This is a genomic window from Dactylosporangium sp. NPDC000244, from assembly GCF_040300725.1.
Lineage (GTDB): Bacteria > Actinomycetota > Actinomycetes > Mycobacteriales > Micromonosporaceae > Dactylosporangium.
This window is the reverse complement of sequence record NZ_JBEPEH010000016.1, coordinates 126,109-149,195: the sequence shown is the minus strand read 5'-3', so window position 1 is coordinate 149,195 and position 23,087 is coordinate 126,109. Positions and strand designations below refer to the sequence as shown.

The following is a 23,087-nucleotide window of genomic DNA, read 5'->3' as shown; positions in this document are numbered from 1 at the left end:
CTCCTTCCGGCCTGTGGACAAGAGCCATGCTAGTTGGCGGGGACGGTGAGCGACCGGCCGACCCGGATCGCCTGCCGCAGGGTCTCGCCCGCCGCGACGACCCCGCCCGGCCACACCACCCCGCCGCTGACCCGTCCGGCGACGTGGGCCCCGCTGCCGACGACGGCCCCGTCGAGTGTTCCGGTCACGACGGCGTCCGCGGCCACGAGATTTTCCCCGTGTACCGCATGCAGGTTCGCCGCCAGATAATCCGCGGGAGTGCCGGTGTCCAGGTAGGTGCCCGGGTATTCGACGACCTCCAGCCGCCCCTGGCGTTCCGCGGGCCGCCACGCGAGCCGGACGAGGTCCGACGGCTCCGGCTCGAGGCCCTTCACCAGGTCCCACGGCAGCAGCGAGAACCCGGCGAAGCGGTGGGAGCCGAACTCGTACGGCGGGCCCGGCACCCCGAGCAGCCGCACCGTGTCCCCGTCCCACCCGTCCAGCAGCGCGGCGATGTCCGCGCCGGGGGCCAGCTCCGAGGCCAGGTACGCGTCGGCGTTGCCCACCAGCACCCCCCGCCCACCGATCCAGTCCCGCAGCAGCCCGATCCCGCCGGCGGTGCCGAGCGGGTCGCCGGGCTCGACGGACAGGTGGGCGCGCGAACCGACGTGCTCGGCGACGAGGTGCCCGAGGTAGCAGGCGTTGACGGCGGGGTCCAGCCCGAGGTGCTGCACCCGCTCCAGCGCCCGGTCCAGCAGCGCGACGTTGCCCACCGGGCACAGCGCCTTGGGCAGGTGCTCGGTCAGCGGCCGCAGCCGCCGGCCCTCACCGGCCGCGAGGACCACGGCGCAGACGTCGGCGCTCATGCCTCCAGGACCTCCGGGTAGTCCTTGTACGGCCCGATGCCGTAGTGCGCGAGCAGCCGGGACGTGGACACGGTCAGCGGCGGCAGGTTGTCGACCCGGTGCCAGGCCGCCTCGAGGATCTCGGCGTGGTCGACGACGAGCTCGTCGCCGGGCTCGATCTCGGCCTCGAAGACCATGTCGACCCACTGGCCGCGGGTGTGCACGATCGCGTTGGGGGCGGCCGGGCGCATCCGCTCCGGCGGGAGCTTGACGCCGGTCTCCTCGTGCAGCTCGCGGGCGGCGGTCTGGGCCGGGGTCTCGCCGCGGTCCATCAGCCCGGCCGGCAGCGACCAGCCGGCGCCGGGCGGCTGGCGCAGCAGCAGGATCTGCGTGAGCGCGGGGTCGCGGACGATCGCGACGGCGCCGATGGTGTACGTCGGCTGGAACGTGCGCACGATTCGCCGCTTCCAGCGTCCGGGGAGCCGGTAGAACGTGCGGTACGCCAGCGCGCGCACGCGCCCACGCATGTCGGTCATCCGGTAAGGCTAGTGAATCGCGCGCGGGGCTAATGCGGCGAGTGGTCGACCAGAGCGATCAGCTCGGCCACGACCTCGTCGGCGGTGCGGGCGTGGTCGGCGACGGCGACGAGGAGGGTCTCGAGGTCGGGGAAGCCGAGGCGGGGCGCGAGGCGCACGAGCGGCAGGTCACTGGCGAGGCCGCGGCCCTGCTGGCGCAGCGCGAGCCCGATGGCGAGCCGGCCCAGGCGGACCTTGTTGGCGACGGTGATCGCCGGGGCCTCGTGGGCCTCGAACCAGCGGCTGATGTGGAGGCGGGCGTGCGGGGTACGCACGAAGTCCAGCCATTCCGGAGACGGTCCGCGCGCCGGGGCGTCCGCGTCGAAGTCGAACTCGTCGCGCTGGCCGGCGCGGGTGATGATCTCGACCGTGTCGCCGTCGGCGAGGGGGGAGGAGACCGCGGTGAGGCGGCCGTTGACCCGGGCGCCGATACATCGGTTGCCGACGTCGGCGCCGAGGATGTACGCGAGGTCGACCGGCGTCGCGTCCGCGGGCAGCAGCACCGGGCGCCCGCCGCCCGCCGTGAGCACGAGGATCTGGTCCTCGGCGAGGTCGCAGCGCAGCGAGGCGATGAACTGCGACGGGTCGGAGGCGGACGCCTCCCAGTCGAGCAGCCGGCGCAGCCAGTTGAGCTGCTCGGCCTTGGACGCGGGGCCGAAGCGCGCGGCGGTGCTCGGGTAGCGGAAGTTCGCGACGATGCCGTACTCCGCCGCCTGGTGCATCTCGACGGTGCGGATCAGCACCTCGACCGAGCGGCCCTCGGGCCCGAGCACCGTGGTGTGCAGCGACTTGTAGTTGTTGTTCTTCGGCGTCGCGATGAAGTCCTTGAACCGCCCGGGGACCGGCCGCCACTTGCCGTGGACGGCGCCCAGCGCCGCGTAGCAGTCGGTGTCGGGCCCGTCGACCACGATCACGACCCGGGGCAGGTCGTGCGGTTCGGCGTGGTTGCCGTCGACGGTGTCCTTCCAGATGGAGTGCAGGTGCCGCGGCCGGGGGGAGACGGTGGCGTCGAGGCCGAAGCGCTTGAGGTCGCTGTTCACGGCGGAGATGATCTTCTCGAGGTAGCCGTCCCAGCCGACCCGCTGCTCCACGTAGTCGGCGACGACCGCGTAGCCGCTGGGCGACACCGCCCGCAGCACCCAGTCCTCGAGCTCCCGTTTCAGCGCCTGGATGCCGAGCCGCTCGCACAGCGGGATCAGCACCTCCCGCGTCGCGGTGGCGATGCGGACCCGGCTCTTGACCGACCGCGCGTCGATGGTGCGCATGTTGTGCAGCCGGTCGGCGAGCTTGATGACGAGCACCCGCACGTCCCGCCCGGCGGCGACGATCATCTTGCGGATCGTCTCGGCCTCGGCGTCGGCGCCGTAGAACATCTTGTCGAACTTCGTGACGCCGTCGACGAGCAGCGCGACCTCGCCGCCGAAGTCTCGCTCCAGCGCCCCGAGGGTGTAGTCGGTGTCCTCGACGGTGTCGTGCAGCAGGGCCGCGACCAGCGTCGTCGTGTCCATCCCGAGGTCCGCGAGGATCTCGGTGACCTCCAGCGGGTGCGAGATGAAGGCCTCGCCGCTCTTGCGCATCTGCCCGCGGTGCATCTGCTCGGCGGTCGCATACGCCCGGCGCAGCAGCGCGATGTCCGCGGACGGATGGATCTGCCGATGTACCCGAAGAATGCCCGCCATCGGATCGTCGCCCGACTGCCACGGCAGCATCGCCCGCAGCCGGGCCCCGATGATCGCCGTGTACGTGGCGGTCGGATCGCCCGGCACCGCACCCCCGGCGAGCGCCTGATAGCTCGGCGGCGGCGGTACCTCGGGCGAGTCGTCGGCCGCCGGCGCGATCAGCTTCTTGCGGGGCGCCGCGTACCGGTCGTCGAGCATCGGCTCCCGCCGGCTCGGCCGGGGCAACGCATTCTTGCGGCCCGCGCGGCTCTCGTCCGGCTCGTGCGTGTTGCGCGGTTTCCCACCCTCGGCGGTCTCGGCCGCCTCGCCGGGGGTCTCCGGCTCGTCGGCCGGGGCGTTCTCAGCCTCGGTCTCTGCCTCTGCGCGTCGCGGCCGGTTCTCGATCGTCCGGTCGTTGGCGGGCCAGTCGGGTCCACCGGCTCGTGACTCGTGCTCGTTGCCCCCGCGCTCGGCCCGCCCGCCGTGCTCGTTCGTGGGCCGCTCGGCGGAGGGGGCGCGGTCGTTCACTGCCCGGTCATGCTGATGCCCGCGGTCGGCCGGCGCGTGGTCGGGCCGTCGGGCTCGATCCAGGCTCATCCGATCCGCGGGCACTCGGTCCGCGTGCTGCTGTTCGTGTGGGTGCTCGGTGCCGTCGCCGCCCCGGTCGTTCGGCGACCGCTCGGTCCCGGCCCGCTCGCCTGGCGGCGCGACCCGCCGCCGCTCGGGCGTCGCGATGGTCGCGGTGGGGAGTCCTTTGGGCCCGAGGAACATCTCCGCCGGCCGGGCCCGCTCGCCCGGGGTCAGGAATCCGCCGGACCCGAGGTTCTCGACGCGTATCGTCCGCGCCCCGACCGGCCCGAGGGCTCCGCCCGCTCCGTCGTCGGGGGAGAGGCGGCCCGGCGGCGACACGCCGGAGTCGTCCATTGTCGCGACCGCCTCGTCGACGAGCCGGTGCGCGTCCTGGCTGGTCATCGGGCCTGCGAGCGGATTCGTCCCGGCGCCGCGGAAATTCGGAAACTCCATGGGGTTGCCGTCCGACGCCGCTGGGTCCACCATGTACTCGCTGTGCGTCGCATTGGGGCCCGCGACATCCGCTACACCCGAGATGTTTGAAGCCCCCGGCTCGTGGGACTCAACACTCGGCAGTGCCGAACTTGGAAGGGCGCCCGGTGCCGGGGAGGAGCCCGCACCAAAAGACGCGCCGGGTTGCATTCCGGGCTCCATAGCGGCACCTCCTCACCGACGGGCCTGCACGGGCCTGGGTTTGGGTAGGTTCCAGCCTAGTTTCCCACCGGGCATCCGATCGGTCATTTGAGTATGGTCGTTCGTCCGATGTACCTACCCGTCCAAGTCGGTCTGAACCGAGGCGGCCGCCTCGGCCCGCACGAGGAACGGCCGCCACCGCGCGGCCCCGTCCACCGGCGACGACCAGCCGATATCGGTCTTGACCAGCCGCGTCTCGGGCCGCTCGAGCCACGCCAGAATGCGCTCGGTCTCCTCCGGGGAGGCCCGCGGCGTCGGTCCCGGCCCGGGCTGGACGGTTTCCGCTGTGGCCAACACCACATCCAGCGTCGGCTGTGGATGCACCCTCGGGGGTGAAACGCCTGCGGCGGCGAGTCGCCCGTGCCGCACCACCGCGATCTCCCAGCCCCCGGAGGCCGAGGGACGCGCGGCCACCACCTCGGGCAGCCCGCTCAGCCCGGCGAGCCGCTGCTGGCGGATCGCGGTGCGCAGGAACGCGACGAGCCGGCCACGGATCGTCGCCGCGTCCTCGTAGCGCTCGGCCTCGGCCAGGGCCTCGATCCGCGCCATGAGCCCCCGCACGACCGGCCCGGGGTCGCCGACCGTCGCCGCCCGGAACGGCGCCGCGGCCGCCGTCTCGTAGTCCTCGGCCGAGATCCGGTGCTCGCACGGGGCCGGGCAGCGGCCCAGCTCGGCGAGCGCGCACGCCGGGGTCTGGGTGCGCAGCGACAGCTTGTGGGTGCACTGGCGGATCGGCAGCGCGTCGTAGAGCCCGGCCGCCGCGAGGTCGGCGAAGCGCCGCGAGCCGAACGGCCCGAGGTAGGCCGCGCCGTCGCCCTGCACCTCCCGCACGATCGACAGCCGCGGGTAGGCCTCCGCGGTGAGCTTGAGCCAGACCACGCGCTCCGGGAACTTCGAGCGGCGGTTGTACGGCGGTTTGTGCGCCGCGATCAGGCGCAGCTCGCGCACCTCGGCCTCCAGCGAGTGCGCGCACGGGATGGCCTCGACGCGCTCGGCCGCGTTGATCATCTCGCTGATCCGCGCGCGCTTCTCCGCCGCCGTGAAGTAGCTGCGCACCCGGGTCGCGATGGAGGAGCTGGTGCCGATGTAGAGCGGCCGGTCCTTGTGCCCCCGGAAGATGTAGACCCCGGGGGCGTCGGGCAGCCCCTCGGCCAGGTGCTTCTTGCGCCGCTGGGCCGGGCTGACCGCCTTGACGAACTCGATCACGTCGCCGACGGTGTGCACCTTGAGGCTGCCGAGCCGGGAGAAGAGCCCGTGCAGCACGTCCACGGTGGCCCGGGCGTCGTCCAGCGCCCGGTGGACGGGCTGGGTCGAGGCCCGGAAGTGCCGCGCGAGGGTCGACAGGCGATGGTTGGGCACCTCGTCGGCGACCATCGCGCGCCGGGCGATCGCGGCGGTGTCGAGCACGATCGGCTTCGGCCACGCGTAGCCGTGCTTGGCGCAGGCCGCCTTGAGGAACCCGGTGTCGTAGGGCGCGTTGTGCGCGACCCACACCGCGCCCTGGGCGAACTCGAGGAAGCTCGGCAGCACCGTCTCCAGCCGCGGCGCCTCCAGCAGCATCATCTCGGTGATGCCGGTGAGCACCGTGATGAACGCCGGCACCCGCTCCTCCGGGTTGACCAGGGTGCCGAACTCGCCCAGGATCTCGCCGCCGCGGACCTTCACCGCGCCGATCTCCGTGATGCCGCCGCCGTCCGGCGCGCCGCCGGTGGTCTCCAGGTCGACCACGACGAACGTGGTGGAGAACAGGGTGGCGGCGCGCGGGTCGTCGAACAGGGCGTCGAGCGATTCCTGGTGGTAGTGGGGCACGGGCGCACACTACGACCAGGGTGTGACAAAAAATTCCTAGTGCGGCGGGAACCGCAGCTCGATGCGCACGTCGGGGGAGCCGATCATGGCCGAGGTGTCCATGACGGTGGCCCCGTGGGCGCGCAGGATGTCGGCGACGGCCCGGGGCACGGGCTCGTCGGCGGGTCGCAGGCCGGCGAGGTCGGCCTGCCACTCGGGCCGGATGCTGCCGCCGGCGTGGCCGATCTCGATCGTCGGCACCGGGGTGCCCAGCACCCGCACCGCGACCCGGCCGCCGGCCGGGGCCAGCTTGAGGGCGCCGAAGATGACGTAGTCGAGCGCGCGGGACAGCCGCGCCGGGTCCGCGTGGATGGTTGCCGGGTCGGTCAGCCCGAGCGTGATGGCGATGTTGCGGGCGTCCGCGATCCCGCGCAGCTCCAGGATGCGGGCCTCGGTCAGGTAGGCGAGGTCCACCGCCCGGGGCTCGGGCCGGGCCCGCAGGTCGTCGGACACCACCAGCCGGCGCAGCTCGAGCAGCTCGGTGACCTGCCTGGCGAGGGCCCGCAGCGCCCTCATCTGGTCGAGGTTGAGCCGGTGCGGGCTGTGGTCGACGACGCACAGGGTGCCCAGGGCCGCGCCCCCGGCCGTGAGCAGCGGGGCGCCGGCGTAGAAGCGGATGCCGTCGTCCTGGGTGACGTACGGGTTGTCGGCGAAGCGCACGTCCGCGGTGGCGTCGGGCACCACCATGAGGTCGCGGCCCATGATCGCGTGGGCGCAGAACGCCACCTCGCGGGGCGTCTCCTCCAGATCCATGTCGCCGACCTTGGCCTTGAACCACTGCCGCTCGGTGTCCACGAGCGTGACGAGCGAGATCGGCGCGCCGCAGACCTCGCTGGCGATTCGGACGATGTCGTCGAAATCGGTCTCCGGCGGCGTGTCCAGGACAGCCATCGCATGCAGCTCGGAGACGCGGTCCGCCTCGTTGCTGGGTACTGGTACCGCCATCCCCGCCTCCCAAGCCGTACACCTAATCGGGTGAAACAAGGATATGTCAGCTTTTAGCCGTCGGAGGTAAGGCGGCCGTCCTGGACACCATCCCGGGCGAATGTGGTCGACAATGCGACACTGGAGTGATGTCTGCGCACGACGCTCCCGACGACCTCGAGGTCGAGGCCGCGGTGGAGGCTGCGCAGGCCACAGAAGACGAACTCGAGCCGGTGCTTCCCGAGGTCGTTCGGCAGCGAGTGATCGCCCTCGCCGCGGGCGCCATGACCGGGCTCCCGCTGGAAGAGCTGCCCATGCCGCTGCGCCGGGTGGCCAAGTTCGCCCCGAACCGCCGCGCCCGCCTCGGCGGCCCCGTCATCGCCATGCAGCTCTCCGGCGACCCGTTGCTGCGTCAGCGCCTGGCCACCCGGGTGGTCAACGACGCCGGTGACCTGGGCGCGGCCGTGATCGAGGGGGTCGCCCCGGCGGCGGCGGACCCGGTCGAGGTGGCGGCGCTGGCGTACCTCGCCCGCCCCGACGGCTGGCGCCGGCTCGTCACCGACGCGACCGAGACTGTTCGCGCCGAGGCCGAGGGGGCCGTCGCCTCCGAGCGCCTCCGCGACGTCGAGCAGCGCCTCGCGCGCGCCGAGCACGACCGCGCCGTCGCCCGCGTCGAGGCCGAGAAGCTGCGCGACGAGCTCGCCCGGCTCCGCGACGAGACGGCCGGCCTGCGCGAGGAGGCCCGTGCGCTCGGCAAGTCGCTGCGCGAGTCGCAGGCCAAGGAGCGCAAGGCCACCGACATGCTCGCGGCCGAGAAGGGCCGCGCCGCCAAGGTCAACGCCGACCACGACGCCGAGCTGCGCCGCCTGCGGGCCCGCCTGGCCGAGGCCGAGACCGCCGCGGGCGCCCAGCGGCAGAGCGCCAAGGACGCCCGCGCCGTCGACGACGCCCGCCTCTGGCTGTTGCTCGAGACCATCGGCCAGGCCGCCGTCGGCCTGCGCCGCGAGCTCGCCCTCGACCCGACCGACAAGCTCCCGGCCGACTTCGTCGCCGACGTCGCCGCCGAGCGCCCCGAGGGCGTCACCGCCGCCGCGCGCGCCCTCGACGCCGACGACCCGGCCCGCCTCGACCAGCTGCTGAGCCTGCCCAAGGCGCACATGATCGTCGACGGCTACAACGTCACGAAGAAGGGGTACGCGGAGATCTCCCTCGAGCAGCAGCGCAACCGCCTCATCGCCGGGGTCGGCGGCCTCGCGGCGCAGACCCGCGCCGAGGTCACCGTCGTGTTCGACGGCGCCGAGCGGGTGCACGGCCTGCCACCGGCGCCGCGGGGCGTGCGCGTGCTGTTCTCCCGCAAGGGCGAGACGGCCGACGAGCTGATCCGGCGCCTGGTCCGAGCCGAACCCGCGGGGCGCCCGATCGTGGTGATCTCCTCCGACAAGGAGGTCATCGACGGCGTACGCCGCCACGGCGCCTACCCCCTCTCCTCCGACACCCTCCTGCGCCGCCTGTCCCGCTCCTGACTACTGCCCTGCTTGCGCGACGCCGCTTCCTGCGCGGGCTCGTCCGCCGCCTTTGTTCCCCGCCACTGCCGCACGCGGCGGGTCCGACGCCTCTGCACGCTCCGTGATCAGTGCCCTGAACTGGGCGTTTGCATTTTTTGTCGTACCCCCTCGCTACCGTTCGTGCTATCGGGTTCACCGATACGCCATATGCCGGGCGGATCCCGGCTCCGGCGGATCGTCGGTATTGGAGGAGCGATGCTCGTCGACTGCGAAAGCTGTTCGGTGCGGGGCAACGCCTGCAGGAGTTGCGTGGTGACCCTGCTGCTCGACACCCCGCCCGCGTTCCACCAGCTCGGCGCCGAGGAGGTGCGCGCCATCGAGGTGTTCGAGCTAGCCGGGTTCGACGTCACCGTCCTGGAGCCCACCCACTTCGAGGCCATCCCCGTGACCCCCGTGCCCTCACCCCGCCGTCGCCGCGGGCGCGCCGCATAGGCCGCCGCGATGACCACCCGCTTCCGTCCCGCGGTCACGCTCGTCGTGCCGGGCCCGGCCGGCGGCGCGATGACCCACCCTCGATCCCGCGATCAGGCTCGGCGTGCGGGCCCGGCCGGCGGCGCGATGACCACCCGCTTCCGTCCCGCGATCACGCTCCTCGTGCCGGGCGCGGCCGGCGGCGAGCCGCATAGGCTGACACGATGACTCCCCGTCTCTGGGCCACGATCACGCTCGTCGTGCTGCTCGTCGCCGCGGCCGTCGTCGCGCTGCTGCGGGTGCCGTGGTCGGCGCCGCCCGCGCCGCGCGCCGATCAGCTCGCCGCGCTCGACACCCTGCCGCACGACGCGGTCGCCCAGGGGCGCGCCTTCCACGCGGCGTTGCGCCCGGGGATGTACCTCTCGATCGTCCTCGGCCTCCTCGTCGCCCTCGTGCTCGGCCTCACCCCGGCCGGCGCCTGGCTCGTGGAGCAGGCCGGTCGCCCGTTCGGCGGCCACTGGCTGGCCCGCGCCCTGCTCGGCGGCTTCCTCGTCACCCTCGTCGGCGAGGTCGTCGCGCTGCCCCTGTCCGTGTGGCGCCAGTCGATCCTGCGCCGCTACGGCCTGTCCACCCAGGGCTGGGGCGGCTGGACCGTCGACCTGCTCAAGAGCTACGCCGTCGGCGCCGTCATCGGCGCGATCGTGCTCGTCGGCTTCTACACGGTCACCCACTTCGCCCCGCGCTGGTGGTGGGCCTGGGGCGCGGCCGGCGCCGCGGTGCTCACGATCCTGTTCTCGTTCATCCTGCCCGTCCTCGTCGAGCCGGTCTTCAACAAGTTCACCCCGATGCCCGACGGCGAGCTGCGCACGAACCTCATGACCCTGGCCGCCCGTGACGGCGTCCCGGTCCGCGACGTGCTCGTCGCCGACGCGTCGCGGCGCACCCGGGCCGTGAACGCCTACGTCTCCGGCCTGGGCCCGACCCGCCGCATCGTCGTCTACGACACCCTGCTGGAGAAGGCCCCACCGGCCGAGGTCGAGTCCGTGGTGGCCCACGAGCTCGGCCACGCCAAGGACGGCGACGTCCTGACGGGCACCCTGCTGGGCGCGTTGGGCGCCGCGGCGGCGGTCTGTGCCCTCTACCTGATCGGCTCCTGGTCGGCCCTGCTCCGCCTCGCCCGCGTCGACTCGATCGCCGAACCCCGAGCCCTGGCCCTGCTCCTGGCGTTGGCCACGATCGCGAGCCTGTTCGCCGGCCCGGCCCAGGCTTTTGTCTCCCGCCGAGTCGAGGCCCGAGCCGACGAACATGCCCTGCGGCTGACCTCGAACCCGAAGGAGTTCGAGGCCATGCAGGGCCGCTTGGCCCTGGTCAACCTGGGCGACCCGGACCCCAACCCCCTGGAGCAGTTCCTCTTCGGCAGCCACCCGACAGCGGTCGAACGGATGGCCGCCTCCCGAGCCTGGGCCCGCGCCCACCCCTAGCCCGCACCCGGCCAGCCCGCACGCCCGCCCTGCCGCAACCGCCCGCAATCCCGCCGGACCCGCAATCCCGCCGACCCGCAACCCGTCTCGCCGCCCGCACAGCCCAACCGAGCCCGCGCGTGCCGCCCGACCGTCCGCAACTCCACGCCCCAGCCGAGCCGGCGCCCGCCGCCCCAGCCGAGCCCGCGCCCGCCCGCCCCGGCCAGCCGCGACCGTCCGCAACTCCGCGCCCCAGCCGAGCCCGCGCCCGCCCGCCCGCCCCGGCCAGCCGCGACCGTCCGCAACTCCGCGCCCCAGCCGAGCCCGCGTGTGTCCGCCCGATCCGCTGCGGCCGTCTGCAACTCGGCAGACCCGCGATCCGTCTCGCCAGGCGCACGCCGCTCGGCCGAGTCTGGCCACGTCCGTGCCCTCGACCGGGCGGAGCGGTCCGGGATTCCGCAATCCTGCGAACCGTCTCGCCGTCCACCTCCCGTCCCGTGCGAGCGAGCCCGCGCCCGTTCTGACCAGCCGCGACCGTCTGCAGCTCGGCAGACCCGCGATCCGTCACGCCGGGCGCACGTTGCCCCGGCCGAGTCCGGCCACGTCCGTGCCCTCGACCGGGCGGAGCGGTCCGGGATTCCGCAATCCCGCGAACCGTCTCGCCGCCCACACGCCGACACGGGAACGAGCCCGCATCCGCCCTGACCAGCCGCGACCGTCCCGGCTTCGCGCGCCCGGGGGCCATTGCGCCAGCCCGCACGTCCGCCGCGCCGAGCAGGAGCATGAGCACGAGCCCTTCCTGGCCGGCGGTGCTGCCGTCGCGCAAAGGGGGCGGCCGCGTCAGGTGGGGGAGTCGCGGCGGCGGGGGACGTAGAACTCCACCTCGGTGCCCTTGCCGGGGCGGCTGTAGATCTCCGTCGTCCCGCCCAGGTCCGCGATGCGCCCCCGCATCGACTGGGCCACGCCCAACCGCCCGGCGTCCGCGGCCTGCGCGAGGCGCTCCGGTGCGAAGCCCACGCCGTCGTCGCGGACGGTCACGCGTACGGCATCGCCCTCGTCCTCCACGAGGACCCACGCGCGCGCCGTCGGGCCCGCGTGGCGGCGGACGTTGTCGAGGGCGGCCTGGACGGCGGAGGTGAGCTCGGTGGATGCGGCGGCCGGCAGGAGTACCGGATCCGCGGGCGCCGCGACCTCGACCGTCGGGGAGGCGAGGGCCGTGAGGGTGGCGCGCACGTCGAGGCGGTTGGCCGCGGGCGTGATGGGGCCGCCGGAGAGCAGGTTGCGCAGCGCCTGCTCCTGCTCGCCGGCGAGGGTGGCGAGTTGGGGGCCGGCCCCGCCGAGCTCGTTGCCGTGGCGTTGCATGAGGGCGAGCACCTGCAGGACCCCGTCGTGGATGGGGCGGGCGAGCCGGTTGCGTTCGGCCTCGGCGGCCTCGCGGCGGATCTGCTCCGCGCGCAGGCGGTCCGCGCGGCGCGACGCCCACTGCTGGGCGAAGCCGAGCCCGCCGACGCCCGCCGCGGCGACGAGGAGCAGGACGGCCGACGTGGTGAGGTGGAAGACCGGGTTGAAGTACGAGGAGGCGGGCAGGCCGTCCTGCAGGTACGTGGCCTCGATCGCCTGCCGCCCGCCGAGGGCGAGCACGACCGCGAGCGGGCCGAGGGTCGCGGGTGCGGCGCCCGACGGGGCGAGGGTCGGCGCGATGGTGCCGACGATCGCCGTGGCCGCCGCGGTGACGAGCACCGCGATGAGGACGCCCGGCACGACGCTGCCCTGGTTGGCGAGCTTCTCCGGGTGGCCGGTCGTGGCCGCGTACGCGATGAACAGCGCGGTCGCGGCGGCCACGGTCACGCCGGCGGTGAGCGGCACCCGCAGCCGGGTCCAGGCCAGGCCCGCGCCGACGGCCAGCCCGCCGAGCACGGAGAAGAAGGGCAGGGTGGTGTACCGCAGCGCCCCCATCGCCAGGATGAGCGGCGCGACCATGCCGACCTGGGCCGTCGCGGCGGTGAGGGCCCCGCCGAGGGACCAGGGGCCGGCCATCGCCGCGAGCGCGGCGACCACGATGAGCGTGATGGTGCCGATGACGGCCCCGGCCACGTACGCGTGCCGGTACATCGCGCTCTGCGAGACCCCGAGCAGCAGCGCGAGGCGGTCCGGCGTGAGCAGGCCGAGCGGGAAGGCGAGCGCCAGTGCGAGGCCGCCGGCCAGGACCAGCCGCAGCCGGGGCCAGCCCTGGTGCTCGGGGCCGTCCGGGCGGGCCGCGGGGTCGTGCCCGCGCAGCAGCCACGCCGCCGTGGCCGCGCCGGCGATCCCGAGCACGACGAGCGTGCGCTGCCAGTCGTAGACGGCGCTGTACGGCCGCTGCCACCAGGCGTCCGCGATGGCCATGCCGAGCAGGGGGGTCCCGACGCCGAGCCCCGCGACCAGCGTGCCCCGGCCGGTCTCGCCGCGCCGGAGCATCGCCTGGGCGGCCGCGAGCACGGCGACGAGCGCGAGCGGCTGGGCGCAGCGGGTCAGCAGCGACACCGACAGCGGCAGGTGCCGTGCCAGTTCCATCGGCAGCAGCATCGGTACCGCCAGCAGCCCCGCCCCCGCCATCAGCACCGGCCACCGGCGCAGCAGCACGAGCGCGGCCACGATGACGACGATCGGCCCCAGCTCGTACGCGGCGTCGAACGCGCCGCGCGGGCTGGCCTGCAGCGCGAGGTTGAGGACCGGGTTGCCCGGCCCGCCGTCGGGCGAGTGCGCCGAGGACGTGGCCACGAGCAGCAGCGCGCCGCTGAGCGCACCGGCGAGGGCCGCGGTCCGCTGCCGCGGCGTGGCGACGGGCGGGATCCGGGTCGACGGGATCGGGGTGGGTGGGATCGGGGTGGGCGGGATCGGCGTGGACATCGCAGCGATCATCGCCGACTCGCCGCGCTCATGCACGTGCGTGAATCGGGGCGCCGCGGCGGGCACGGCTCGGGGACCCCGGGGTGCGGCAGGCGCACCGGCCGCCCGTCCGGCCGGTACTCGAAGTGCCACCACTCGTTGTCGTAGGTCCGGTAGAGCCCGTGCCGGTCGCCGTGGCGCTCGAGCCAGCGGGCGCCCTCGGTCGGCCGCACGTCCAGCGCGGTCCCGGCGACGTGCCGCGACGCGTGCGGCGGCAGCACCCGGCGCCAGGCCGCGGCGACCGACCCGTCGCGGGCGACCGCCGCGGCGAAGAGCCGGGCCTGCTCCCGCGGGTCGCGATAGCCGGACGTGAGGCCGATCAGCTCGCCGTGGCGCCACAGGGCCTCGGCGCGGGCCGCCTCGAACGCGGCCCGCGTCGCCCCCGTCAGCCCGGCCAGCTCCTCGGCCGGGAACCGCGCCGCGAGCGCCCACTGGCAGGCCCGGTGCCGCGCGGGCCCGAGCGTCCGGGCGCGCGAGCCGAGCGTCTGCGCGCGCGAGCCGAGCGGTGCCCGTTCCCGGGCGGTCCCCGCGCACCGGTGCGGTGCCGCGAGCCAGGCGACGGGCACGAGCGCGACCGCCAGCGCGCGCGTGACCCGCCGGTACACCACGTCCCGTCGCCGCGCGGTCGCGGCGCCCCCGTCAGCGAGCGTGTACGGCATGCCAAGAATCTGCCGGTCGGGCCGGGGCGCGGGCCTGAGTCGGGGTACCCAATTCGCGCTGGGTACCGCCACTCAGATGCAATGGACCCATGTCGTCGGATGTGCGCGTCTGCTTCCTCGGGGACTCCTTCGTCGCCGGCGTCGGCGATCCCCAGTGCCTCGGCTGGGCGGGCCGGCTCGCCGCGCTGGCCCATCGCCGCGGCACCCCGCTGACCGCCTACAACCTGGGCATCCGCCGCGACACGTCGGCCGACGTGCTGGCCCGCTGGCGCGCCGAGTGCACCCCGCGCCTGCCGGACGGCTGCGACGCGCGGATCGTGCTCTCCTTCGGGGTCAACGACACCGTGCAGGGCCTGCCCGCGGCCGAGTCCGCCGGCCGTCTGCGCACCCTGCTGACCGGCGCCGCCGCGTGGCCGCGGCTCGTGGTCGGGCCGCCACCGGTCGACGACGAGCCGGTCAACCGCGCGCTCGCCGCCCTCGACGAGACCTTCGCGGAGGCCTGCCGGGAGCTGCGGGTGCCGTACGTGAGCACGCTGCCCGACCTGGTGCGCGACCCGGTCTGGATGCGCGAGGTCCGCGACGGCGACGGTGCCCACCCGGGCGCGGCCGGCTACGAGGCCCTGACCCGCCTGGTCGCCCCGGCCTGGACCAGGTGGCTCGACGCCTGAGCCCCTGACCTGACCCCCTGAGCCCCTGACCCCCTGAGCCCCTGAGCCCCTGAGCCTGGCCCGCGGCGCCTCGTGGCCGGGCCCGGCGGACCGCGCCGGTACAGTCTCCCGGTGGCGACCTCACTGCTGATCACCAACGACTTCCCGCCCCGGCCGGGCGGGATTCAGCAGTTCGTGCACAACCTCGCCGTCCGCCAGCCCCGCGACGAGGTCGTCGTCTACGCGTCGACCTTCGCGGGCGCCGAGCAGTTCGACGCCGAGCAGCCGTTCGAGGTCGTCCGCGAGAGCACCGGCATGCTGCTGCCGACCCCGCGCGTGGCCCGGCGGGCCGCCGAGATCGCCCGGGCCCACGGCTGCGACAGGGTCTGGTTCGGCGCCGCGGCCCCGCTCGGGCTGCTCGCCGAGGGCCTGCGCCGCCGCGCCGGGATCGAGCGCGCGGTGGCGATCACGCACGGCCACGAGGCCGGCTGGGCGGCGCTGCCGGGCGCGCGGAGCCTGCTGCGGCGCATCGCGCGGGGGACGGACGTGGTCACGTACCTGGGGGAGTACTTCCGGGTGCGCCTCGCCCGCGCCATCGGCGGCCTGACGGACCTGCAGCAGCTCGCGCCGGGCGTGGACGTGGACGCCTACTCGCCGCGGGTCGACGGCTCGGGGGTGCGGGAGCGTCACGGGCTGGGCGGCCGCCCGGTCATCGTGTGCGTCTCCCGGCTGGTGCCGCGCAAGGGCCAGGACGTGCTCATCCGGGCCCTCCCGCGGATCCGCCGGGCGGTGCCGGACGCGGCGCTGCTGGTGGTGAGCGGCGGCCCGTACCGCGCGACCCTCGAACGCCTCGCCCGCGAGCAGGGCGTGAGCGGCGACGTGGTCTTCACCGGCCCCGTCGAGTGGGCCGAGCTGCCCGCGCACTACGCGGCCGGGGACGTGTTCGCGATGCCCTGCCGCACGAGGCGCCGCGGTCTCGACGTCGAAGGGCTCGGGATCGTGTACCTCGAGGCCTCCGCCACCGGCCTGCCCGTCCTCGCGGGCGACTCGGGCGGCGCCCCCAACGCGGTCCGGGAGGGCGAGACGGGCTTCGTGGTCCCCGGCCGCGACGTGCGGGCGGTGGCCGACCGGCTCATCACCCTGCTCCAGGACCGCGACCTGGCCAAGCGCATGGGCGCGGCCGGCCGCGCCTGGGTCGAGTCCGAATGGCGCTGGGAAACGCAGGCCGCCCGCCTTCAGTCCCTCCTCGCCCCGCGATAGGGCCGGGGCGAAGTCGCTCGGAAACGGCGCCGGACGGCAGCGGCGCGGAAATCGGTGACGGGGAAACGCGCCGCGTGCCGGAATCGAAAGCGACGGGAAACGCGGCCGGAAACGGCAGGCGTATCCGCGCCGGCGCATTCCGGGAATGGCGCGGCCGGCTGCCCGGGGGTATCGGGAGCCGGCCGTCAGCGCGATTGGCGGGGGTCGGGGAGAACGCGTCAGAAACTGGGGGCGTCGGGGGCTTCGAGCAGACCGAGGCGCAATGCCGTCATGAGGGCCTGGGCCCGGTTGGCCGCGCCCAGCTTCTCGTAGAGCTTCGAGATGTGCGTCTTCGCGGTGGACTCGGAGACGAACAGCTGCTTGGCGATGCCGGCCACGCTCATGCCGTCCGCGAGCAGGCGCAGCACCTGGCCCTCGCGGGGCGACAGCTGCGGGCCGCTCGGGGCCAGCCGGCGCTTCATCGCCTCGGCCAGGTCGGCCGCGGTGAACGCGCTGGGCGCCGAGGCGGCGTGCCGGGCCGCGGCCACGACCTCGTCGGCCGGGGCGGTCTTGGGCACGAACGCGGAGGCGCCGGCCTCGAGCGCGCCGAAGAGCTGGTCGTCGCCCGCATACATGGTCAGCACCACGATGCCCATGCTGTTGCTGGTCTTGCGCAGGGCGCGGGTGGCCTCCAGCCCGCTGCCGTCGGGCAGCCGGAGGTCCATGATCACGACGTCGGGCTGCAGCGCGCCGGCCTGGCGGATCGCCTCGGCGGCGGTCGCGGCCTCGCCCACCACCTCGAACTGGCGGTCGCGCTCGAACGCGTGCCGCAGCCCTCGGCGAATCAGATCGTGGTCGTCGACGAGCAGAACTTTGGTGCGAGTCGTCGGCGTCGCGGTAGTAGACATTCCCGGTGCTCTCTCCCTCTGGGTGCCTTCACGCTACCGCGCACGCGGTGCGGTTCCGAGCACAACCGCCACTGTGGTCCCATTCGGCACGCGTGGCGTGATCTCCAACCGGCCCCGGATACGTTCCGCCCTCTCGGCCATGATCGCAAGACCATAGTGGCCGTCCGGGCGGTTCTCGCCGATGCCGCTGCCATCGTCGGATATTTCTACCTGTGCGAACGGTGGATCGACCGCGCACGTTACCCAAAGATTCTCCGCGCCGGCGTGTTTCCGCGCGTTGGTGATGGCTTCCTGGGCAATGCGCAGCAGTTCTGCCTCGACGGCGGCCGGCAGCCGGGCGGTGGTCTCGTCGAGCGAGAGATGCACCCGCAGGCCGGCCGACGCGCCGACGGTCCGTGCGTAGTCGGAGATCGCCGCGGTGAGCCCGCCGTAGCGGTCCACCTCGCTGCGCAGCTCGAACAGCGACAGCCGCAGCTCCGTGATGACCCGCGTGACCTCGGCCCGCAGGATTCGCAGCTCCTCCTCGGCCGCCTCGGCGTCGGGCAGCGCGGCGACCGCGTTGTCGATGCCGTAACCGACCATGACCAGCTCCTGCGCCACCCCGTCGTGGATCTCGCGGGCGAGCCGCTGCCGCTCCTCGGTCGTCGCCAGGGAGCGGACCTCGTCGAAGAGCAGGGCCGCCTCGAGCCGCAGCGCCGCCGCCCCGGTCACCGACTGGACCTTGCTGACCAGCGCGGCCGGGTAGGAGCCGGGGGAGTCGGACTCCAGCACGATCAGCCCGACGGTGCGCACCCCGGCGATGAGCGGCACGGCCATCGAGGAGATGCTCTGCCCGCGGGCGACCGAGCGGGCCTGCGAGCGCCCGGAGACGACCGGCTGCTGGGTGGCCCACGCGTCGGCGACGGCGCTCTCGGTGTCCAGCGCCGTCTCCCAGTCGAGCCGCTCGACGCCGGCCTGGGCCAGCACGACCAGCCGCCCGCCGCCGCTGCCGGACAGCACGGCCCCGCGAGTGGAGGGCACCAGCGCGCGGACCTCGTCGAGCAGGTGCTCGGCCAGCCCGCCCGGGTCGAGCGTGGCCCCGGGCAGCTGCCGGGCGACGCTGCGCAGCTGGGTCAGCAGGCGCGTGGCCTCGGCGTAGGGCTGCGGCGTGGCCTCGGGCCGGCGGGCCAGCAGCACCCGCTGCAGCATCGTGGCCTGGAACGCGGCGACCCCGGCGACGACCAGCCAGGTGCCGCCCGCGGTGAGATAGTCCCGCTCGTTGAGCCGCCCCTCGACCGCGCCGCCGATGACGAGCAGCGCGGCCGCCGCGGCCAGGTAGGCCCCGGCGAGGCGGCGCCCCTCGGACAGCGCGGCCGCGACGATCGGCACCGGCAGGTAGAGCAGCAGCGCCTCGGCGTCGTGGATGAGCGTGGACGCGGCGAAGGCGGTGATGAGGACCTCGGCGGTCCGGCCGAGCCGGCCGACCTCGTGCGAGTCGGGCGCGACGGTCGCGACGACCGCGGCGGCGAGCAGCAGCGCCAGCCAGAGCAGCTCGGATCCGCGCACGTCGTCGGAGAGCAGCAGCACGGCGACGAGGGCCAGCAGCAGCACCCGCACGACGACGATCGCCGAGCGCGCCTGCGCCACGGTCGCCCCGGCGCGCTCACCGGCCGGCGTGCTGCGAGCCGGCGCGGCCGTGCGGGTAGCGGACAGGTCCGTCAACTGCGTTCCCTCCAGGCGGCCGGGGTTGTCAACACTGCGGTCGGGTGGTGCTCAGCGCTCGTAGATGGCGGCGATCTCGCCGGCGTACTCCTGCATCACGACGTTGCGCTTCACCTTCAACGACGGAGTGAGCTCCCCGGTCGCCTCGGTGAAGTCGCGGGGCAGGATCCGGAAGACCTTGATGGCCTCCGCCTTCGACACCGCCTGGTTGGCCTCGTCGATCGCCTTCTGGATCTCCGCGCGCAGCTGCTCGTCGCCGGCCAGGCTCTCCATCGAGGAGTCCTCGGGCTTGCCGTTGTCGCGCTTCCAGGCCGGCAGCGCATCGGGGTCGATGGTCACCAGCGCGGCGATGAACGGCTGCCGGTCACCGACGACCATGCACTGGCTGACCAGCGCGTGGGCCCGGACCCGGTCCTCGAGCACGGCCGGCGCGACGTTCTTGCCGCCGGCGGTGACGATGATTTCCTTCTTGCGCCCGGTGATGCGCAGGAACCCGTCGTCGTCGAGCTCGCCGAGGTCGCCGGTGTGGAACCAGCCGTCCTCGTCGATCACCTCGGCGGTGGCCTCGGGCTTGTTCCAGTAGCCCTTGAACACGATGTCGCCCTGCACGAGGATCTCGCCGTCGTCGTCGATGCGGATCGTCACGCCCGGCAGCGGGCGCCCGACGGTGCCGATCTTCACGCCGTTGTCGCGGTTGGCGTTGGTCGCGGGCGAGGTCTCGGTGAGCCCGTAGCCCTCGTAGATCGTCACCCCGATGCCGCGGTAGAAGTGCGCGAGCCGCTCGCCGAGCGGGGCGCCGCCGGAGATGGCCCGGGTGCACTGGCCGCCGAGCGCGGCCCGCAGCTTGCCGTAGACGAGCCGGTCGAACAGCGCGTGCTGGGCCTTGAGCAGCAGCCCCGGCGACGGCGACGCGCTGTAGTCGATCGCCACCCGCTCGGCCCGGTCGAAGATCGCGCCCTTGCCGTCGGCCTGGGCCCGCTGCTTCGCGGTGTTGTAGACCTTCTCGAACACGCGCGGCACGGACAGTACGAATGTGGGCCGGAAGCTCTTCAGCGCGTCGGCCAGGTTCTTCGTGTCGGCCGTGTGCCCCATGGTGGCCCGGGCCTGGACCACGCCGATCTGGATGAGCCGGGCGAACGAGTGGGCGAGGGGCAGGAACAGCAGCGTGCGGGCGCCCTCGTTGAACAGCGAGCGCAGCTCGGGGATCGCGTTGACGATGTCGGAGAGCATGTTGCGGTGCGTGATCATGCAGCCCTTGGGGCGGCCGGTCGTGCCGCTGGTGTAGATGATCGTCGCCAGGTCGCCGGCCTTGGTCGCGGTGCGCCGCCGGTCGACGTCCTCGCGGGCCACGGCCGCCCCGTCGCCGACGAGCTGCTCGACCGCGCCCGGCGAGCCGTCGATCTGCCACACGTGGGCCAGCGTGGTCGCCCGCTCGCGCACCTGGGCCACGGCGTCGCGGTGCGCGTCGGTCTCCACGAAGCAGGCGACCGCGCCGGAGTCCTCGAGGATCCAGGCCACCTGCTCGGGGCTGGAGGTCTCGTAGATCGGGACAGTGACCGCGCCGCAGGTCCAGATCGCGTAGTCGATGAGGGTCCACTCGTAGCGGGTCTTGCTCATGAGCGCGACGCGCTCGCCCGGCTCGATGCCGGCCGCCAGCAGGCCCCGGGCCAGCGCCACGACCTGGTCGAGGAAATCCGCACAGGTCACGTCCTGCCAGGTGCCGTCCACCAGGCGCTGGAACTGCACCGTGGCGGGGGCCACGGCGGCGTTGTCCCAGACCGGGTCGGTCAGTGTGGCCGTCTCGGCGACGGTGACCGCGGCGGGGACGGAGAACTCGCGCACGTCCGGCTCCATTTCGACGCTGTACTTCTGTATCGGGAACCTACCGTTCCGCGTAACACCACGCACAGGGCGCCCACACCCCAATTACACGGAGGTGCCTGCCAGCAGGCGAGCCGACGCCCCGTGCGTGCCGCGGCAGAGGTAGCCTGCCACGCATGGCCGACACTTCGACTCAGTCGATCGTCATTGACGCGCCCCCGGAGCGGGTCGCCGCGGTCATCGCCGATTTCGCCCGCTATCCGGACTGGGTGGCGGCGGTGAAGTCGGCCGAGGTGGTCGAGGAGTACGAGGACGGCTACGCCAGCCAGGTCCACTTCGTGCTCGACTCGGGCCCGGTGTCCGATGAGTACACCTTGCAGTATGCCTACGCCGAGGATCTGAGCCGCATCGAGTGGAGCCTCACCGCCCCGTCGAAGGTGCAGAAGCAGCAGAACGGCTCCTACGACATCGGCGCCAACGCGGACGGCACCTCCACGGTGACCTACTCCTTGTCGGTGGAGCTGGCGATCGGGATGCTCGGGATGTTCAAGCGCAAGGCCGAGAAGATGATCATGGACACCGCGCTCAAGGAGCTCAAGCGGCGGGTCGAGGGCTCATGAGGGATCCCCGCGAGGAGGCCGAGCGCCTGGTCGCCGCCGCGCTCGCGGCCGTGTCCATGGCCGCCAACAGCACGACCGGCTTCGCCACCGGCTCCGCCGAGTGCTGCGTGTGCCCGCTGTGCAAGGCCATCGCGGCCGCCCGCGACCCGGATCCGGACTTCGCCGAGCGCCTGGCGACGGGAGCCGGCGACGTGGCCGCCGGCGTGGCGTCGTTCCTGCGGCAGTTCACCCCGCCCCCGGCGGCGCCGAAGCAGCCGGAGCAGCCGGAGCGGGGCGGCGCCGACACCGGCGCCGACACTGACGCCTGGCACAGGGCTACGCACGAAACGTCAACCACCGACAGTGACGTCGAACCGGATTGACCCCCAGCAGCAACGAGAGGAGCCAGCCGCAGTGGGTCTGACCATCGGCGTCGACATCGGCGGAACCAAGGTGCTCGGCGGTGTCGTCGACACCGCGGGCGACGTGCTCGTCCAGACGCGGCGCGACACGCCCGCGCAGGACCCGGGCGAGACCGCCGAGCGCATCATCGACGTGATCAAGGAGCTCTCGGCCGCGCACCGGGTGGACGCCGTCGGCATCGGCGCGGCCGGGTGGGTCGACGCGACCCGCTCGATCGTGCAGTTCGCGCCGAACCTCGCCTGGCGCGACGAGCCGCTGCGCGACAAGATCCAGCAGGCGGTCGGCCTGCCCACCGTCGTGGAGAACGACGGCAACGTGGCGGCCTGGGCCGAGTTCCGCTTCGGCGCCGCGCACGACGCCGACGACTCGATGGTGCTGTACACGGTGGGAACCGGCATCGGCAGCGGCATCGTGCTCGGGGGCCGGCTCATCCGCGGCGCGAACGGCGTCGCCGGCGAGGTCGGGCACACCACGATGGTCCCGGACGGCCACCCGTGCGGCTGCGGGCGCAGGGGCTGCCTGGAGCAGTACGCCAGCGGCAACGCCCTGGTCCGCTTCGCCCGCGCGGACGCCAAGGCCCGCCCCGAGGCGGCCGCGGCGCTGCTGCGCGAGGCCGGCGGCGACCCGGACGCGATCCAGGGCCCGGCGGTCACCGCCGCCGCGCGGCTCGGCGACCCGGTCGCCATCGGCGCGTTCGAGCAGGTCGGGCGCTGGCTCGGGGTCGCCTTCGCGGACCTGGTGCAGACGCTGGACCCGCAGGTCATCGTGGTCGGCGGCGGCGTGATCGACGCCGGTGACCTGCTGCTCAAGCCGGCCCGGGCCAGCTACGAGGAGCAACTGGCCCAGCGCGGCCGGCTCCCGGTCGCGGACGTCCGCCCGGCACTGATGGGCAACCTGGCCGGCGTGGTCGGCGCAGCGGATCTGGCACGTATGTAGGTGGATCGGTGACGAAGATCAGGGTGCTGTCGTACAACCTGCACGGCCTCAAGGACGACCGGCGCGCGCTCGCGTCGGTGGTGCGCGAGGCCGCGCCGGACATCGCGATCCTCCAGGAGGCGCCGCGGCGCTTCCGCTGGCGGCAGAAGTGCGCGGCCCTGAGCCGCGAGCTGGAGCTCGTCATCGGCGGCGGCGGGCTGCCGGCGCTGGGCAACCTGATCCTCACCAACCTGCGGGTGCGCGCCGTGGAGTCGTGGAACCTGCGCTACCCGCTGACGCCCGGCCGGCACATGCGCGGCGCCGCCTTCGTGCGGTGCCGCGTCGGCCGGTCCACGTTCGTCGCGGCCGGCTCGCACCTGTCGACCGACTCGGCCGAGCGCCCGGCCCAGGCCGAGCTGCTCAAGGCGCAGATGGCGGAGGTCGCCGAGCCGCTGGTGTTCGCCGGCGACCTCAACGAGAACTCCGGCGGGGCGGCCTGGCGCATGATCGGCGACGGGCTCACCGACGCGGCCGCGACGGCGGACGGGTTCGACGAACGGCCGACCTTCCCGGCCACGGCGGCCCGCGAGCGCCTCGACGTGATCTTCGCCGATCCGCGGATCACGGTCCTGCAGTACGACGTGATCGACACGCCGCAGTCCCGCGCCGCCAGCGACCATTTCCCGGTGATCGCCGACCTGGAAATTGACGCATAAATC

19 protein-coding genes are annotated in these 23,087 nt (G+C 74.0%); 9 read left to right on the top strand and 10 right to left on the bottom strand.

Annotated elements, in window-relative coordinates; all coding sequences use genetic code 11:
• Nucleotides 1–29 precede the first annotated feature (29 nt).
• The 5 genes from ABT369_RS23735 to ABT369_RS23715 form a co-directional block, all read right to left on the bottom strand.
• Entirely contained in the window at nucleotides 30–845 is an 816-nt protein-coding gene (locus ABT369_RS23735) for a nucleotidyltransferase family protein (protein WP_350614982.1), read from the bottom strand.
• The gene (locus ABT369_RS23730) at nucleotides 842–1,360 is read right to left on the bottom strand and encodes an NUDIX hydrolase (RefSeq protein WP_350614980.1); all 519 of its coding nucleotides are present in this window, start codon (nucleotides 1,358–1,360) and stop codon (nucleotides 842–844) included. The genes ABT369_RS23735 and ABT369_RS23730 overlap by 4 nt, the downstream gene beginning before the upstream one ends.
• Nucleotides 1,361–1,389: 29 nt before the next feature.
• Entirely contained in the window at nucleotides 1,390–3,165 is a 1,776-nt protein-coding gene (locus ABT369_RS23725) for a RelA/SpoT family protein (protein ID WP_502891815.1), read from the bottom strand.
• Nucleotides 3,166–4,395: 1,230 nt separating this feature from the next.
• A complete protein-coding gene (locus ABT369_RS23720) occupies nucleotides 4,396–6,129 on the bottom strand; it encodes a DEDD exonuclease domain-containing protein (RefSeq protein ID WP_350614978.1) in 1,734 nt (577 codons plus the stop codon).
• Between the two features lie 36 nt (nucleotides 6,130–6,165).
• The gene (locus ABT369_RS23715; protein WP_350614976.1) at nucleotides 6,166–7,113 is read right to left on the bottom strand and encodes a sensor histidine kinase; all 948 of its coding nucleotides are present in this window, start codon (nucleotides 7,111–7,113) and stop codon (nucleotides 6,166–6,168) included.
• A 128-nt stretch (nucleotides 7,114–7,241) separates the two neighbouring features.
• On the opposite strand from ABT369_RS23715, the gene ABT369_RS23710 reads away from it, so the two are divergent.
• The 3 genes from ABT369_RS23710 (at nucleotide 7,242) to ABT369_RS23700 (ending at nucleotide 10,549) form a co-directional block, all read left to right on the top strand.
• On the top strand, nucleotides 7,242–8,615 hold the full coding sequence (locus ABT369_RS23710; RefSeq protein WP_350614974.1) for an NYN domain-containing protein: 1,374 nt from the start codon (nucleotides 7,242–7,244) through the stop codon (nucleotides 8,613–8,615).
• A gap of 237 nt (nucleotides 8,616–8,852) precedes the next feature.
• Nucleotides 8,853–9,089: a hypothetical protein gene (locus tag ABT369_RS23705; protein WP_350614973.1), complete on the top strand. Its 237-nt coding sequence runs from the start codon at nucleotides 8,853–8,855 to the stop codon at nucleotides 9,087–9,089.
• 203 nt (nucleotides 9,090–9,292) lie between these two features.
• Nucleotides 9,293–10,549: a M48 family metallopeptidase gene (locus ABT369_RS23700; RefSeq protein ID WP_350614971.1), complete on the top strand. Its 1,257-nt coding sequence runs from the start codon at nucleotides 9,293–9,295 to the stop codon at nucleotides 10,547–10,549.
• An 819-nt stretch (nucleotides 10,550–11,368) separates the two neighbouring features.
• Here the strand turns inward: ABT369_RS23700 and macS are convergent.
• Entirely contained in the window at nucleotides 11,369–13,417 is a 2,049-nt protein-coding gene (gene macS, locus ABT369_RS23695; RefSeq protein ID WP_350614970.1) for a MacS family sensor histidine kinase, read from the bottom strand.
• An 8-nt stretch (nucleotides 13,418–13,425) separates the two neighbouring features.
• A complete protein-coding gene (locus ABT369_RS23690; RefSeq protein ID WP_350614968.1) occupies nucleotides 13,426–14,115 on the bottom strand; it encodes a D-alanyl-D-alanine carboxypeptidase family protein in 690 nt (229 codons plus the stop codon).
• Between the two features lie 89 nt (nucleotides 14,116–14,204).
• Between ABT369_RS23690 and ABT369_RS23685 the strand changes: the two genes are divergently transcribed.
• Both ABT369_RS23685 and ABT369_RS23680 read left to right on the top strand, forming a co-directional pair.
• The gene (locus ABT369_RS23685) at nucleotides 14,205–14,783 is read left to right on the top strand and encodes a GDSL-type esterase/lipase family protein (RefSeq protein ID WP_350614967.1); all 579 of its coding nucleotides are present in this window, start codon (nucleotides 14,205–14,207) and stop codon (nucleotides 14,781–14,783) included.
• Nucleotides 14,784–14,894: 111 nt separating this feature from the next.
• Nucleotides 14,895–16,022, top strand: a complete 1,128-nt coding sequence (locus tag ABT369_RS23680) for a glycosyltransferase family 4 protein (RefSeq protein WP_350614965.1) — start codon at nucleotides 14,895–14,897, stop codon at nucleotides 16,020–16,022.
• A 218-nt stretch (nucleotides 16,023–16,240) separates the two neighbouring features.
• Here the strand turns inward: ABT369_RS23680 and ABT369_RS23675 are convergent, their stop codons facing one another.
• From ABT369_RS23675 to ABT369_RS23665, 3 genes are all read right to left on the bottom strand, one after another.
• Complete coding sequence (locus tag ABT369_RS23675; protein WP_344610478.1) at nucleotides 16,241–16,909, bottom strand: response regulator transcription factor; 669 nt, start codon at nucleotides 16,907–16,909, stop codon at nucleotides 16,241–16,243.
• A 33-nt stretch (nucleotides 16,910–16,942) separates the two neighbouring features.
• Entirely contained in the window at nucleotides 16,943–18,535 is a 1,593-nt protein-coding gene (locus ABT369_RS23670) for a sensor histidine kinase (protein WP_350615152.1), read from the bottom strand.
• 126 nt (nucleotides 18,536–18,661) lie between these two features.
• Nucleotides 18,662–20,452 (bottom strand): AMP-dependent synthetase/ligase, encoded by a 1,791-nt coding sequence (locus ABT369_RS23665; protein WP_350615151.1) that lies wholly within the window; start codon nucleotides 20,450–20,452, stop codon nucleotides 18,662–18,664.
• A gap of 155 nt (nucleotides 20,453–20,607) precedes the next feature.
• On the opposite strand from ABT369_RS23665, the gene ABT369_RS23660 reads away from it, so the two are divergent.
• From ABT369_RS23660 to ABT369_RS23645, 4 genes are read left to right on the top strand one after another with little or no spacing between them, the layout of a single operon-like run.
• Complete coding sequence (locus tag ABT369_RS23660) at nucleotides 20,608–21,051, top strand: SRPBCC family protein (RefSeq protein WP_350614963.1); 444 nt, start codon at nucleotides 20,608–20,610, stop codon at nucleotides 21,049–21,051.
• Nucleotides 21,048–21,413 carry a hypothetical protein gene (locus tag ABT369_RS58010; RefSeq protein ID WP_502891812.1) on the top strand — a complete coding sequence of 122 codons (366 nt, stop codon included), beginning with the start codon at nucleotides 21,048–21,050 and terminating at the stop codon, nucleotides 21,411–21,413. Before ABT369_RS23660 ends, ABT369_RS58010 begins: the two co-directional genes overlap by 4 nt.
• Nucleotides 21,414–21,444: 31 nt before the next feature.
• Nucleotides 21,445–22,389, top strand: coding sequence for an ROK family glucokinase (locus ABT369_RS23650; RefSeq protein WP_350614961.1), 945 nt, complete (start codon nucleotides 21,445–21,447; stop codon nucleotides 22,387–22,389).
• An 8-nt stretch (nucleotides 22,390–22,397) separates the two neighbouring features.
• Nucleotides 22,398–23,084, top strand: a complete 687-nt coding sequence (locus ABT369_RS23645; RefSeq protein WP_350614959.1) for an endonuclease/exonuclease/phosphatase family protein — start codon at nucleotides 22,398–22,400, stop codon at nucleotides 23,082–23,084.
• The last annotated feature ends 3 nt before the right edge of the window (nucleotides 23,085–23,087 follow it).